This window comes from Aeromonas sp. R2-3 (assembly GCF_040908375.1).
Lineage (GTDB): Bacteria > Pseudomonadota > Gammaproteobacteria > Enterobacterales > Aeromonadaceae > Aeromonas > Aeromonas veronii.
This window is the reverse complement of the sequence record NZ_JBFODP010000032.1, coordinates 636,837-650,914: the sequence shown is the minus strand read 5'-3', so window position 1 is coordinate 650,914 and position 14,078 is coordinate 636,837. Positions and strand designations below refer to the sequence as shown.

Below are 14,078 nucleotides of genomic sequence, written 5' to 3'. Positions count from 1 at the left end.
CCTGAAACCTGTTTTGTGAAATCTGTGGTGTCGTTACCAGCGCTCGCCCAGCAGATTGGGCTGGATCCCTTTGACCGGCTTGCGGTTATCACCGCTGCCTTTGATCCCGGCCTCGAATTCGGAGCGGAAATATTTGATGGCGCTGGCCAGCGGCTCGACGGCGCCCGGTGCGTGGGCGCAGAATGTCTTGCCCGGGCCAAGGAAACCGCAGAGTTGCTCCAGGGTCGCCAGATCGCCGGATTGCCCCTCGCCACGCTCCAGTGCCCGCAGCAGCTTAACGCTCCAGGGCAGGCCGTCGCGGCAGGGCGTGCACCAGCCACACGACTCGCGGGCGAAGAACTCCTCCATGTTGCGCAGCAGGGAGACCATGCTGATGGAGTCATCCACCGCCATGGCGAGGCCGGTCCCCATCCGGGTGCCGACCTTGCCGATACCGGCGGTATACATCTGGGCATCGAGGTGCTCCGGCAGCAGGAAGCCGGTGCCCGCGCCGCCCGGTTGCCACGCTTTCAGGCGATAGCCGCTCTTCATCCCGCCGGCGTAATTTTCAAACAGCTCGCGGGCGGTGATGCCAAAGGGCAGCTCCCAGACCCCGGGGTTGTTCACCTTGCCGGAGAAGCCCATCAGCTTGGTGCCGTGATCTTCCGAGCCCGGCAGCGCCAGCCCGTGATACCAGGCGACTCCGTTGCCGATAATGGCAGGCACGTTGCAGAGGGTTTCGACGTTGTTGACGCAGGTGGGTTTGCCCCAGACGCCGGAAACGGCGGGGAAGGGGGGTTTGGCGCGCGGGTTGGCGCGGCGCCCTTCCAGCGAATTGATGAGGGCCGTCTCTTCACCACAGATGTAGCGACCAGCGCCGGTGTGGACGAACAGCTCGAAGTCAAAACCGGAGCCCAGAATGTTCTTGCCCAGCAGGCCCGCTGCTTTTGCCTCTTCTACCGCACGGCGCAGGTGGATGGCAGCATCCACATACTCGCCGCGCAGGAAGATATAGCCGCGATAGGCCTTGAGCGCCCGGGCACTGATGATCATCCCCTCGATCAGCAGATGGGGCAGTTGCTCCATCAGCAGGCGATCTTTCCAGGTGTTGGGTTCCATCTCGTCGGCGTTGCAGAGCAGGTAACGGATGTTCATGCTCTCGTCTTTGGGCATCAGCCCCCACTTCACGCCAGTGGGGAAGCCCGCACCGCCGCGCCCCTTGAGACCGGCATCCTTGACGGTGCTGACAATCTCGTCCGGGCTCATCTGACCGAGCGCCTTGCGGGCGGCTTCATAGCCCTGTTTGGCCTGATACTCCTCCAGCCATACCGGCTGGCCGTCATCCCGCAGCCGCCAGGTGAGCGGATGGGTCTCGGCGGTGCGGGCCGTGCGGTTGGCGGTGCCAAGAGAGGCGAGGATCTTGTTCTGCGGCAGGCTCATGGGTAAGCCTCCAGCGTTTTCAGCAAGGTCACCGGATCGAGGCCGCCATAGGTGTCGTCATCGATCATGATGGCTGGCCCCTTGTCGCAGTTGCCAAGGCAGCAGACCGGCAGCAGGGTGAAGCGGCCATCCGGGGTGGTTTGACCGGGGCCGAGGTTCATCACCTCCTTGAGACCGGCCAGCAGATCTTCATGGCCATTGATGTAGCAGACCATGCTGTCGCAGACGCGGATGATGTGACGCCCTACCGGCTGGCGGAAGATCTGGCTATAGAAGGTGGCGACCCCCTCCACGTCGCTGGCGGGAATGCCGAGCTCGGCGGCGATGGCGTGAATGGCGCCGTCGGGTACCCAGCCTCTGGCCTGCTGCACGATCTTGAGCGCTTCGATGCTGGCGGCGCGGGGATCTTCGTAGTGGTGTTTCTCGTGTTCGATGGCATCGCGTTCAGCCTGGCTCAGAACGAAGTCGTCCTGTTTGCTGCTGCATGCCCCTTGCCCCTGTGGGGTCTGATTATTGTGACACTGACATTGCTGGCTCATGACTTGACCTTTGGTGGCTTGTCCTTTTACTGCTCGTTCGGTGATTCTAATTCCCGGCCATGGCCGGGAGGCGGGATCACTTAACGGTCCACATCCGACATAACGAAATCGATACTGCCCAGATAGACGATGAGGTCCGACACCATGCTGCCCTTGATCACCGAGGGGATCTGTTGCAGGTGAGCAAAGCTCGGGGTGCGGATCCGGGTCCGGTAGCTCATGGTGGAGCCGTCACTGGTCAGGTAGTAACTGTTGACCCCCTTGGTCGCCTCAATCATCTGGAACGACTCGGCAGCGGGCATCACCGGGCCCCAAGACACTTGCAGGAAGTGGTTGATCAGGGTCTCGATGTGCTGCAGGGTGCGCTCTTTGGGCGGCGGGGTGGTGAGGGGGTGATCCGCCTTGAAGGGGCCCTCCGGCATGTTCTTCATGCATTGCTCGATGATCGACATGCTCTGGCGGATCTCCTCGATCCGCACGGTAGCTCTGTCGTAGGCATCGCCATTGCTGCCAACAGGCACTTCAAAGTCGAACTGATCGTAACCGGAGTAGGGGCGCCACTTGCGTATGTCGAAGTTGAGGCCGGTGGCGCGCAATCCGGCCCCCGTGGTGCCCCAGGACAACGCCTGCTCGGTGGTGTAGGCAGAGACGCCAATGGTTCGACCGCGAAGAATGCTGTTGCGCATCGCCGCTTTTTCGTAATCCATCAAGCGCTTGGGCAACCAGCTCAACAGGTTGTCCTGCACCAGCCGCTGCCATCCCTTCGGCAAGTCGTGGGCCACACCGCCGATACGAAACCAGGCCGGGTGCATGCGGGCACCGGTGATTGCTTCGATGATGGTGTAGATCTTCTGCCGATCGGTGAAGGTGAAGAAGACCGGGGTCATGGCCCCCACGTCCTGGATATAGGTCCCGAGGAACAAGAGGTGGCTCTGGATGCGGAACAGCTCCGCCATCATCACCCGGATCATGTCGACCCGCTGCGGCACCTTGATGCCGGCCAGCTTTTCGACCGCCAGCACATAGGGGAGGTTGTTCATCACCCCGCCCAGATACTCGACCCGGTCAGTATAGGGGATGTAGCTGTGCCAGGACTGGCGCTCGCCCATCTTCTCGGCACCACGATGGTGATAGCCGATATCGGGAACGCAGTTGCGGATCTCCTCGCCATCGAGCTGCAACACCAAGCGGAAGGCGCCGTGGGCAGAGGGGTGGTTGGGGCCGAGGTTGAGGAACATGTAGTCCTCATTCTCGTTGCCGCGGGCCAGCCCCCACTCTTCCGGTTTGAACAGCAGGTTCTCCTGCTCCATGTCCTGTTTGGCGGCATCGAGCATGAAGGGATCGAATTCGGTAGCGCGCGCCGGGTAATCCTTGCGCAGCGGGTGACCCTGCCAGCTCTTGGGCATCATGATGCGGGTCAGATGGGGGTGGCCATCGAAGGTGATGCCCATCAGATCCCACACTTCCCGCTCGTACCAATTGGCATTGGGGAAGTGGTTGGTGATGGTGGGCAGATGCAGGTCACTCTCGGCCAGCGCCACTTTCAGCATCACATCGGCGTTACGGTCGATGGAGATGAGGTGATAGAAGACGGTGAAATCGCTCTGGGGCAGACCGTCGCGATGGCTGCGCAGCCGCTCGTCAGTCGCACTCAGATCGAAGAGCATCACGAACGGGGAGGGCACCTTGCGCAAAAAGCCCATCACATCCTGCAGCAGTTCGCGGGGGAGCCAGACCACCGGCACGCCGGTGCGCGTGGTCTGCACGGTGAAGTGCTCGGCCCCGAAGTGGGCAAACAGTTCGCCAATGACTTTGGCATCCTTGTGGTCGCTGGGCTGCCACTGGGCCATGGCGTAATTGCTGGGAAAATCACGAGTCAGTTTCATGGTCAGATCTCATCCGGCGTGCGCAGGTTGGTCACATTGATCCGTTCGCCGCGCTTGCGCTCTTTTTCGGCCTGCATCTGGGGACGGTAGATCCCCTGATCGCCCACCACCCAGGAGAGGGGGCGGCGCTCTTTGCCGATGGAGTCCTGCAGCAGCATCAGGGCTTGCAAAAAGGCCTCGGGACGGGGCGGGCAACCCGGAATGTAGACGTCGACCGGCAGGAACTTGTCCACCCCCTGCACCACGGAATAGATGTCATACATGCCGCCGGAGTTGGCACAGGCCCCCATGGAGATCACCCACTTGGGTTCGAGCAGCTGTTCATACAGGCGCTGGATGACTGGCGCCATCTTGATGAAGGGAGTCCCTGCAATCACCATGAAATCGGCCTGACGGGGCGAGGCACGGATAACTTCGGCGCCGAAGCGGGCCACATCGTGGGGGGAGGTGAAGGCGGTACACATCTCCACGTAGCAGCAGGAGATGCCGAAGTTGTAAGGCCAGAGGGAGTTTTTGCGGCCCCAGTTGACTGTGTCTTGCAGCACCTCCTCGAGGCGGCCCATCATGATGCCGCGCGTCGCTTCTTGCGCCAGTGGGTCATCGACGGTCTGGCGCTGCTCCTGGGGGTAGCGCTCAACGGGTGCATCCGGGTCAATCCGGGTCAGGGTGTACTTCATGGTGCAACCTCAAGGAAAGGGTCTGTGGTTCAATCACTGTTTTTGTTGTTCAGCTGCGGTTTGCGCGGTGACCAGTCCAGTGCGCCGATGCGCCAGAGGTAGATCAGGCCGATAAGCAGCAGTCCGATGAAAATGGTGGCTTCAATAAAGCCGACCCAGCCACTCTCCCGCACGGAGACAGACCAGGCAAACAGGTAGAGCGCCTCGACGTCGAAGATGACGAAGAACATGGCGACCAGATAGAACTTGGCGGAAAAACGCAGGCGGGCACTGCCGACCGAGTCGACACCAGATTCAAATGGCTTGTTCTTGGTGCGGCCGTAGGCGCGACCTCCCAGCAGGGCGGCGAGGCCTATCATCACCAGACAGATGGTGATGGCACCGATGACATAAATGGCAAAAGCCCAATGTTGAGCAGAAATATCAGCAAACATAGAGGTTTTTCCTAACCAAATTAATCAAGTGACTTAACAATAATGTTACGCATTATGACACTTTCGCACTGATTTACATGTCATTTTTACGGGTTAATTATTAATCGGTTAACCGGTAATTAAATTTTGTTAAGAAGCGCACTTTTTTGTTGGTTATGGCGGGCGAGAAAGGCCTGGAAAGCGCAGAGTGCTGCTCCTCGTCATCACCTGAAAGGGGTAAATGCCGCGGGCGAAGCCGGATCAGGTCGATATCGCGTGCAGGGGGCACAGGCGGGAGAAGAGCGTGATGGCGGGTGAGATAGGGGGTGGCAAGAGCAATAAAAAAGAGAGGCTTTCAAGCCTCTCCTGTCATCGCGTTCCGGTTTCGAGCGTGGGGCGGTCAGGGTTTATTGGCGACCAGCAAGACCTGATCCGGGTAGGCGCCAATGGCGCGAAGACCGATATCTCCCGAGGTGATATCCAGATACGCCCGCTGACCATTGGCGGAGGTTACCGTGCTGCTCATCAGATAGACATAGCCCTCATTGACCTCTTTACCGCCCCCCGCCATGGCGCGCGGGAAAATGGCTTCATTGAGAGAGGGCTTGTAGCAGGCATGCTCGACCAGGGTCGCCAGCTCCTTGATGTCGGGCAGGCGCCACTGGCTGATACCGCCGAAGTGATAGAGAGCATGGCTGCTGTCACTGCGGATCCGCTCCGCCACTTGCAGCCCCTGCTGCCAGTAGTAAACGGTCGGTTCCCCCAGGCAACTGCTGCCACTCCATGTCTGCCCCAGTTTGCAGCGCATCCAGGTGAGGCCGGTGTGTTGATCCGTGACGGTGCCGTTGCCATGGTCAAGAAAACGGGCAGAGGGGGCGGTGCGATCCATGGTGTCATCACAAATGGCAGCACCGTGGGCCAGGGGGGCCAGCAGTGCCAGCATGGCGAACGAAAAGCGATAAAGGCTCATGATATTCCTCGGGTTATTGGGGAGTGGCGACCAGTCGTACCTGCATCAGCTCGATATAGGTATCTTGCTGCACCAGCGCGGGATAGGTGGTGCCCGCATCTTCTCCCAGGAGCAGGACTGTGCGTTTGCTGATGGGGCCACCGGAGAAGCGCTGAGCTGTGTTGCTGGTGGCGCTCCAGTAGTAGCCATGGTAGGTGTCATCTTCCGAGGGGGCGATATCCGGGAAGTAACGGGTATCCACGATGATGCGTTGACCCAGCGGGTCCTTGGCCAGGCTGCCGTAGTGCAGCAGTGACATCAGCTCACCCATGGTGGGCAGCCGCCACTGGCTGATGCCGCAGCGTTGCTCGCCATTGAGCCACTGCTGATACGCGCGGGTAGTCAGCATGGTGGTCAGCGCCTGTGCCCGGGCTAGGGCCGCCAGATCTCCTTCGGTGGTGAGCTGTTCGATCCTCTTATGAATATGCTGGTAGGCCGCTTGCTGCTCGCCTGCGGTCGCCTTGAACTGCTCATCCTCATAGGCAAAGGGTCTGCTTTTCCAGGCCGGGCTCAAGGGATCATCCGATTTGACCTCCCACACCAGACCGGTATTGAGATCCTTGACGCACTGCCAGCTCGTCGCGTTGTCAGGGAGCGCCTGACCGCGATCATCGAGTTTGCGATAGGCAAGCTGGGGACGAGTGCGATTCCAGCTGGCATCTTGTCCCGGATAGTCGGCGGGTTCCTGTTCCAGCAGCGGGTCGTTGCCATCGCTGAAGGTGGTGACGCCGGTGACGGTTAGCAGGTTGCGTGGCTGCTGCTGCACCAGCAGGGTCAGCAGCTTGCTTTGGGTATCTTCAGCGAACTGGCCGTTGCGTTGCCACTCCTGAGCCAATTGCTCCAGCATCAGGCTGATGGCGCGATAGCTGGTGGTGAGCAACTGGGTCTCCTTGGCGGTGGCAAGGCGTGTGCGGGCCTGTTGCTGCAAGCTGATCGCCACCTGTTGTAGCGCCTGATCAAACTGGCCGAGACCTGCGAGGGCCGCGCGGTCGCCGCCCGGTTGCAGCGGCGCGAGATCGGCCAGCAGCTGCGTCAGTGCGCGATCGGCGGCCACCCCTTCGGCAATGCGGCTCTGCCACAGGGTGCTGAGCAGGGTCGGTTGCAGCCGTTGTGGATCCCCTTTGGCGGCCGGATGCGCCAGCAGCAGGCCTCCGCTCCTCGGTACGAACAGCAGGGGCGAGTTGACGATGTTGGCCGAACGGCTGACCAGGGCCACCGCTCCTTCGCCGCTGACGGCAGGGTCGGCAGGATCACATTGCCAGTTCTGATCCAGATCGGCGCACAGGGTACCTGCGGTTGGCAGGGCGACATCGACCCGGTAGTCCGGGATCGCCAGTGGTGCGTTATCTTCCCCGCCGCCACAGGCGCTGAGCAGGGCTGAGAGGGTTGCAATAACCAGTACGGATGGTTTCACTTCACATTCCTTGATTCGGTCACAGGTTCACGGGGGCGGTAACCCCCGTGGTACAGGATTCAACGGCGCGGGGTGCTCCGGCGCCAGAGGCGGGGGCAGAGGGCCAGCAACAGCAGCAGGGGGGAAGCCGTGCCGCCACCCCCTTCATCCTGCTCAAGGGGAATGATGCCGGTGTTGGGCAGGGCTTCATCCTTGTCGCAGCGGGCGCCGACTTGCTGGGCTACCCGCCAGTTGCGCAACTGACCGGTGTCACCGGCGCTGGTGTCGTTGATCTCCAGCAGCCAGCGGCCAGCGAGCGGTTCGCCGTGCAGCTTATCGAGTGATTCGAACGGTACCAGTTCACGGGGGAACTCCCCCTTGAGCCGGGTATGGCTGGCATAACCCTTGTTCCACAGGCTGATCCGGGTGCCGTAAGGGGAGGTGAGCCAGATCTCCAGCTGCTCCAGCTTGCTGTGCTCCAGATCGAGGGCGACCACGAATCCGCTGTCGATGCGGGCCTTGCTCTCGGGCAGGGTGAGAGTGAAGCGGGACAGGCCGTGCCGCTCATCGCTCACCGCATCCTTGATCTGGCCACCCTGGCCGATGGCCCGCTGCCAGAGCGGTTCACCGATCGGCAGTTGCAGGTCAAGGCGGGTCTGGCGCTCGGTGGGGCTGGGCAGGGTGAGCTGGAACTGCAGCGGCAAGGTGACTGCCTCGCCACAGGTCAGGTTGCTCGCCGCTTCCAGCGGCAGGGTCCAGCGGGCGGTGCCATCGGCGTTGAGCTCTCCCTGCCAGTGATCGTCACCCATGAGCCCCTTGCTCGGGAGCAGGCTGGCGTCAGCCACTGTCAGGGGACGGCCGCTCTGGTTGTTCAATTCGATGGCGAGGCTCTTTTTCTCCCCGGGTAGCAGGTAGCTGTCATCGGCAAGGCGGGCCGCGATGGGGGTGGGCAGCAGGGCGTGGTGGCGGAAGGCCTGCTCCAGCAGCTTGCCATAACTGCGATCCGGATAGAGGCGGTTGGCGGTATCCACGGTGACCCGCGCCAGCTGGGGCATCCGCACCTGCGGGCCGAGGCCGAAGTGGGATTCAATCAGCAGGGTATCGAACTCGTCACGGGCTACCTCGCCATACTGTTCAACGGCCTGGCGCAGCGCGGTGAAGAGCGGAGTGCCCCACAGCTGGTCGCCGTTGCTGCCGTTGATGGTGAGGTGAGCCGGATAGAGGAAGCCCGGATGATAGCGCGCCCGCAGATCGTCGAGCTGACGGGGCGTCCGGCCGCTGATCCTGGCATCCCAGTTGAAGACCATGAAAGGCTCGAACTGGCGAGCTTCGGGGCTGCGCTGGCGCCAGCTGGCGGCCAGATAGTCGCTAAAGCCCTCGCCGATGGCGCCCCAGTCACCCTCTTCTCCCATGTCGGGCAGGATATGGTGCTGCACCGCATGGCCAAACTCGTGCCAGATCACCATGGGATCTTCCGCATCGGGTACCCCGACCCGGCCAATTTCCAACCGGCGCAGGAAGGGGTCATAGAGGGAGTTGTCCTGCTCCCCGGCATCGGTATCGATGGCCAGGGGGCCGCCCATCAGCGTCGGGTAGCCCAGGGATTCCACATGGCGCTGGGCCAGATCCAGATGGTAGTAGCCATTGATATCGAGGAAGGCGGGCTGCTGGTGATCCAGCTGGAAGCCATCGGCATCAGGGCTGCTAAAGGGGGCAGTTTCCGGCGCCGTGCCATCCACGACCCGGGCGCGTGGGCCACTCAGCTGGTAGGTGTCATCCACCTTTTGTACCCTGAGCGGGACGGTGCGATAGGCCCGATTGTCCAGCACCAGATCGTGGCGCCACAGTAAATTGCCATCTTGTAGCTGGGTGCGTGGGTCGAGGGCAAAGATGCGGGCCTGCACCGTGGCCGCTTCCCCTGCCAGCGGTGCCGCTTCGGCACGGGTATTGGCCTCTTGCAGCGTGCGCCCCAGCAGGGCGCTGCCATCGCAGGTGACAAACAACTGCCAGTGGCTGCTTTTGCTGTTGCCTGGCTGACTTTCCACCGCCAGCAGGCGCCAGGCCGCAGTCAGGGTGTCGCCATCCTGCCAGTACCAGGGCTGGGCCTCGTCACTGCCGGCGAATTGCCACACAGCGCCATCCAGCGTGGCGGTATAGGCATCCACCCCGGCGCGGCTTGCTTCACCACATGGCGCCGCCTGTGCCTGCATCAGTCGGGTATTGTGATAAAGGCGCCACGGGCGACCCTGCTCATCGAGACTGACGGCGGCCATCAGGCCGGCGATCGGTGCGCCATTGAGCTGCTGGCGATAATGCAGATAGTGGCCCAGCTTGCCTTGGCGCTGATAGGCCGGGGCATCACTCAGGGTGACGCCGAGCTGTTGTTCGAGCCAGAGGCGGGGATCGGCCGGGGCGTCATGTTCGACAAAACGCAGTTCGGCGGCCTGAGTGGAAAAGCCAGCCAGCCCCAGCAAGAGGGCGGGCAACAGGGGTTTCATAGTGGTACTCCCAATCAGCGGCAGGGTCATTGGTTGATCCCCGCCAGATGCAACAAGAAGGCAAATTCACGAGCCCGATCGCCGCCACCGGCGCGGTGGCCCCCCTCCAGCTCGGTCAGCAGCAGGTAGGGGCCGGAGCCCGTGCTGTGCTCCCGCAGGCGGGCCAGCCACTTGACCGGCTCCCAGTAGGGGACCTGGCTGTCGTGCAGGGCGGTAGTGACCAGCAGGGGCGGGTAGGGGGCGCGGTGCAGGTTGTCGTAGGGGCTGATGCGGCGCATCGCCTGATATTCTGCGGGCTTGGCCGGATTGCCCCACTCCTGATACTCCTGACGGGTCAAGGGGAGGGCAGGATCGCTCATGGTGCCGAGCATATCGACGAAGGGAACCTGCAACACGGCGCCGCTAAAGAGTGTCGGTTGCTGGTTGAGGGCCGCAGCAACCAGCGTGCCCCCCGCGCTGCCCCCCATGGCAAACAGGGGCAGGGGAGCAGAGTCGGGCGACCAGTGGCGCAGGGCTTGACCGGCTGCGATAAAGTCGCTGATGCCGTTCTGCTTGTTGATGCCCCGTCCGTCGCGGGTCCACTGCTCCCCCAGCATGCCGCCGCCGCGCACATGGGCGATGGCGTAGACAAAGCCCCGATCCAGCAGGCTTAACAGCTCTTTCTGGTAGTAGGGGCGCATCGGCGTGCCATAGGCGCCATAGCCGTAGAGCAGTACGGCGCGAGGGGCCAGATCCTTGCGCCACACCAGCGAGACAGGCACCCGGGTGCCATCGGCAGAGGTGATCCAGCGCCGCTCGCTCTGATAGGGCAATCCCTTGTCGTCACCGGTGTGCCGGTCGTTGATCCACTGACCGCTGTTCAAATCCAGCCAGCGCTGGCCGGGGGGCTGACTCAAGCCCTGACTGCGCACCAGAATGCGGTCGCTGGCCGGGTCATGTTCTCCTTGCAGCCAGCCGGTACCGGCGCCACTGGCCAGCGGCAGGCGCTGGCGTTCATGGCCGTTGCGATCGAGCAGGGCGAGCCAATCCTCCCCCTGCTGGCGAAACTGCACCACCAGATGGCGATCAAACAGTCGCCACTTCTCGGGATCGCCGAGATCCTCCCCTTTGGCGGGCCACAGGCGCTGCCACTCATCGAGCGGCGTGCTGGCTGAGTAGAGGGCAAACGCCCCCTCCCGGTTGCTCTTGATCACCCAGCCGGATTGGCTGTCCAGATAGTATTCCACCCCGCGCTGGCGGGGTTTGACCTGCTGCGGCTTGCCCGAGTCGAGCAGGTACTGCTCCGAACTGTCGTGGTTGTTGCCCTGCAACACCAGATGTTGGCCATCCGTGGTGCGATAGAGGCTGAGCAGCCAGGCGGGATCCTGCTCCTCATAGAGAGTCTGCTCCTGGCCATCCTGCCAGCCGCGCAACTGCCAGGGGCGCAGGGTGTAACGCTCGTTGGCGATGGTGTAAAGGGTGCGACCATCTTGTGACCAGGCGAGACCAGCGCTGCGCTGCGCCAAACTGGCCAGCGCCTTGCCGCTTTGGAGATCGAGCAGGGTGACCTGATAGTCGAGATCGCCGCGCCTGTCTTCGGCGATGGCCAGTGTGCGGTTATCCGGGCTCAGGGCCCAGCCGCCCGCTTCGTAATAGCCCTCACCCGCTCTGGCGGGAAGCCGTTGCTGCACCTTGCCTCCGTGGCGTTGCCAGAGTGAGCCATCCGGGCGCAGCTGCCATGCCTGATCGCCGCGGACAAGCCAGTTGTCTGGCACAGATTCCCCCGCCGGATGGCGGGTAAACTCGGCGCGCAAGGTTGCTTCCAGCGGCTGCTGCGCGGCGAGCTGCTGCTCGCTCCAGCGATTTTGCTGCTTGAGCAGGGCGAGAATGGCCGGGTTGCTACGGCTCTCGTCCCGCAACCAGAAGTAGGGATCCTGGCGTACGGGATTGCCTGAAATCAGGTGTGGCTGGGACGGGATCGGGGGTGGCAAGGCCTCTTGCGCCCACGCCAACGGGACGGCCAACAGGGCCGCCATGATTGCATGATGTTTCATCACATCCCCACGAAACGGTAACTGAGGCTGGCTGACAGGTAGCGGCCGCTCTGGCTGTAGAGGGAGGTATCGCTGCCAGCCGGGAGTCCGGCCACATCCTGATAGCGGACGTAGCGGGTATCGAGCAGGTTGCCGATGGTGGCATTGACCTTGAGCGCCTCGGTGATCTGCCAGTCGCCGGTGAGGTCCAGGCTGAACCAGCCTGCGCTGCTCTGGCAGGCACCGTTGTAGCCAGTCTGCGCATTGGCGCACTGGGGCACCTTGGTCATGGCGGCGGCATAGTTGCCACTGAGCTCAACCCCCCAGTCGAGCTGTTGCCAGCGCAGGGTGGTGTTGCCTTCCAGCGGTGTCTGGGTGCGCAGCGGCTCACCGCGGTGATCCTTGCCATCCATCCAGGCCAGATTGGTCGAAAGCTCCCACTCGTCGCTCAGCCAGAGGCTGGCGGCCAGCTCGGCGCCCCAGGTTTCTGCTTTGGCAACGTTGCGATATTGGCGCAGGAAGACACCATCATCGAGGCGGAAACCGGTCTGGCGCCAGTCGATGAAGTTGTAGTAGCGGTTGTAGAAAACGGCCGGTTTGACGCTCCAGTTGTCGCTTTGGCCATTCACTCCCCACTCCAGACTGTGGCTGGTCTCCTCCTTGAGGTTGGGGTTGGCAATGATCTCGAACGGCGGCATGGCAAAGTAGTGAGGAATGTTGCCGTAAACCTGATCGTAAGCGGGAGCGCGGAAGCCGTTGGCATAGCTGAGCCAGCTGCGCCATGTTTCGTTGAAGCGGTAACTGGCCGCCACACTGGGGGAGATGTGATCGCTGTGGTTCTCGGCCAGATTGCTGTCCGGTGCGCGCAGGCGCTGGCGGTCAAAGCGCAGGGTCGGGGTAAACTGCCAGCTGCCCAGATCGATCACATCGCTCAGCCAGATGCCATCGCGGCGGGTCTCGGCCTTGCTGAAGGGAGCTTTCTGTCCCTGGGTGGTGATGCCATCTTCCAGTGTCAGATTGCTGACCGGCCGCTCGTGGTTGGCCTGCTCCAGCTCCACACCGTAGCTGAAGGTGTGATCCAGCGAGCCGGTGCTCAGCTTGCTCTGCAGCTCCAGCTCACTGCCAAGGCGCAGCTCCTCGAATGTGGAGAGGGTGCGCTGGCTGCGATATCTGGGATAGCCGCTCAGGGCATCGTTGCGCAGCAGCTGGCGCTGGTTGGCCTCGTTGTGTGACTGGTTGCCAAACAGGCTCCAGTTGAGGGTATCGACCATGCCCAGATCGTTGGCTTCCCAACTGAACTTGCCGCCCTGGGTGCGCTGATCGCCATCTTCCTGAAAACCGACCACGTCCCAGCTGCCATCGGGTTGGGGCACCGCTTTGGGCCCCATCTGGCGTTTGGCGTGATCCTCGTAGTAGTCCAGCTCCAGCCGCAGAGCGTGATGGGCATTGAGGGGGAGGCGGCTGCTGGTGGAGGCACTCATGCCATCCAAATCAGCCGGAATGCGGTTCTCCTCAAAGTTGGCGGTTTCGTTGCCGCGCCAGCCGGAGAGGCGCAACAGATGTTCGCTCTCCAGTGCCCGCACCGCGCCGGTCATGCTGAGCTTCTTCTTGTTGCTGTCGCCACCGTAGAGGGTTTTGGCCGCCAGATAGCTATCTTGCTGTTGCAGATAATCTTCCGGCTGCTTGGTATTCATCACCACGGTGCCGCCGATGGCATCGGAGCCATGCAGGGAGGAGCCGGCCCCCTTGGCCACCTCAATCTGCTTGATGTCGTCGAGATCGAAGTTGAAGCGACCCACCTTGTCATTGATGTTGTCGGCGCCAAAGCCGTCGCTGACGCGTACCCCATCCTTGATCAGCAGGATGCGGTTGCCACCGATGCCGCGCACGCTGATGTTTTGCGGTCGCCCGGCAGAGCCGGTGACCGAGACACCGGGGATCTTGCGAAACACATGAGTCAGCTCGCTGGCGACCTGACGGTCCAGCTCTTCCTGGGTGATGACGGTGATGGAGCCGGAAACATCGGAGAGTTTCTGTTGTACCCGTTGCCCGGTGACAATGATGGTGTCGTCGCTGCGAGCCTTCTCCACAGGGGGGAGATCGGCCGCGCCAGCGGAGGCACACAAGAGTGCCGGCCATGCCTGAAGCAGTTTGTTCATAATGATAATTGTTTTTATTTAAGCCTGAGGGGCGGCATTATTGCAGAGGCCTGACCACTTGACAATAAATGGC

10 protein-coding genes are annotated in these 14,078 nt (G+C 62.2%); all 10 read right to left on the bottom strand.

Annotation, left to right across the window (positions count from 1 at the left end):
- Window positions 1-33: 33 nt before the first annotated feature.
- The 10 genes from nuoF to AB5Z02_RS20495 all read right to left on the bottom strand — a co-directional run bounded on the left by nuoF (window position 34) and on the right by AB5Z02_RS20495 (window position 14,005).
- Window positions 34-1,419, bottom strand: a complete 1,386-nt coding sequence (gene nuoF / locus AB5Z02_RS20540) for an NADH-quinone oxidoreductase subunit NuoF (protein ID WP_005351112.1) — start codon at window positions 1,417-1,419, stop codon at window positions 34-36.
- On the bottom strand, window positions 1,416-1,958 hold the full coding sequence (gene nuoE / locus AB5Z02_RS20535; RefSeq protein WP_005337236.1) for an NADH-quinone oxidoreductase subunit NuoE: 543 nt from the start codon (window positions 1,956-1,958) through the stop codon (window positions 1,416-1,418). The genes nuoF and nuoE overlap by 4 nt, the downstream gene beginning before the upstream one ends.
- An 80-nt stretch (window positions 1,959-2,038) precedes the next feature.
- Window positions 2,039-3,844 (bottom strand): NADH-quinone oxidoreductase subunit C/D, encoded by a 1,806-nt coding sequence (gene nuoC, locus AB5Z02_RS20530; protein WP_005337234.1) that lies wholly within the window; start codon window positions 3,842-3,844, stop codon window positions 2,039-2,041.
- Window positions 3,845-3,846: 2 nt separating this feature from the next.
- Window positions 3,847-4,521: an NADH-quinone oxidoreductase subunit B family protein gene (locus AB5Z02_RS20525; RefSeq protein ID WP_005344917.1), complete on the bottom strand. Its 675-nt coding sequence runs from the start codon at window positions 4,519-4,521 to the stop codon at window positions 3,847-3,849.
- 29 nt (window positions 4,522-4,550) lie between these two features.
- Entirely contained in the window at window positions 4,551-4,955 is a 405-nt protein-coding gene (locus tag AB5Z02_RS20520) for an NADH-quinone oxidoreductase subunit A (protein ID WP_005344919.1), read from the bottom strand.
- Between the two features lie 379 nt (window positions 4,956-5,334).
- Window positions 5,335-5,904: a DUF1566 domain-containing protein gene (locus AB5Z02_RS20515; RefSeq protein WP_021231425.1), complete on the bottom strand. Its 570-nt coding sequence runs from the start codon at window positions 5,902-5,904 to the stop codon at window positions 5,335-5,337.
- A 13-nt stretch (window positions 5,905-5,917) separates the two neighbouring features.
- On the bottom strand, window positions 5,918-7,357 hold the full coding sequence (locus tag AB5Z02_RS20510; protein ID WP_368216863.1) for a DUF1566 domain-containing protein: 1,440 nt from the start codon (window positions 7,355-7,357) through the stop codon (window positions 5,918-5,920).
- A 59-nt stretch (window positions 7,358-7,416) separates the two neighbouring features.
- The gene (locus AB5Z02_RS20505) at window positions 7,417-9,864 is read right to left on the bottom strand and encodes a proprotein convertase P-domain-containing protein (protein WP_368216862.1); all 2,448 of its coding nucleotides are present in this window, start codon (window positions 9,862-9,864) and stop codon (window positions 7,417-7,419) included.
- Entirely contained in the window at window positions 9,861-11,867 is a 2,007-nt protein-coding gene (locus AB5Z02_RS20500; RefSeq protein WP_368216860.1) for a prolyl oligopeptidase family serine peptidase, read from the bottom strand. Before AB5Z02_RS20500 ends, AB5Z02_RS20505 begins: the two co-directional genes overlap by 4 nt.
- Window positions 11,867-14,005 carry a TonB-dependent hemoglobin/transferrin/lactoferrin family receptor gene (locus AB5Z02_RS20495; protein WP_368216859.1) on the bottom strand — a complete coding sequence of 713 codons (2,139 nt, stop codon included), beginning with the start codon at window positions 14,003-14,005 and terminating at the stop codon, window positions 11,867-11,869. The genes AB5Z02_RS20500 and AB5Z02_RS20495 overlap by 1 nt, the downstream gene beginning before the upstream one ends.
- Window positions 14,006-14,078: the final 73 nt, after the last annotated feature.

What these genes read in the sequence shown, in the direction of transcription:
- nuoE (WP_005337236.1), bottom strand. Translation starts at nt 1,958, where the DNA reads ATGAGCCAGCAATGTCAGTGTCACAATAATCAGACCCCACAGGGGCAA.
- AB5Z02_RS20520 (WP_005344919.1), bottom strand. Translation starts at nt 4,955, where the DNA reads ATGTTTGCTGATATTTCTGCTCAACATTGGGCTTTTGCCATTTATGTC.
- nuoC (WP_005337234.1), bottom strand. Translation starts at nt 3,844, where the DNA reads ATGAAACTGACTCGTGATTTTCCCAGCAATTACGCCATGGCCCAGTGG.
- AB5Z02_RS20500 (WP_368216860.1), bottom strand. Translation starts at nt 11,867, where the DNA reads ATGAAACATCATGCAATCATGGCGGCCCTGTTGGCCGTCCCGTTGGCG.
- AB5Z02_RS20505 (WP_368216862.1), bottom strand. Translation starts at nt 9,864, where the DNA reads ATGACCCTGCCGCTGATTGGGAGTACCACTATGAAACCCCTGTTGCCC.
- nuoF (WP_005351112.1), bottom strand. Translation starts at nt 1,419, where the DNA reads ATGAGCCTGCCGCAGAACAAGATCCTCGCCTCTCTTGGCACCGCCAAC.
- AB5Z02_RS20525 (WP_005344917.1), bottom strand. Translation starts at nt 4,521, where the DNA reads ATGAAGTACACCCTGACCCGGATTGACCCGGATGCACCCGTTGAGCGC.
- AB5Z02_RS20495 (WP_368216859.1), bottom strand. Translation starts at nt 14,005, where the DNA reads ATGAACAAACTGCTTCAGGCATGGCCGGCACTCTTGTGTGCCTCCGCT.
- AB5Z02_RS20515 (WP_021231425.1), bottom strand. Translation starts at nt 5,904, where the DNA reads ATGAGCCTTTATCGCTTTTCGTTCGCCATGCTGGCACTGCTGGCCCCC.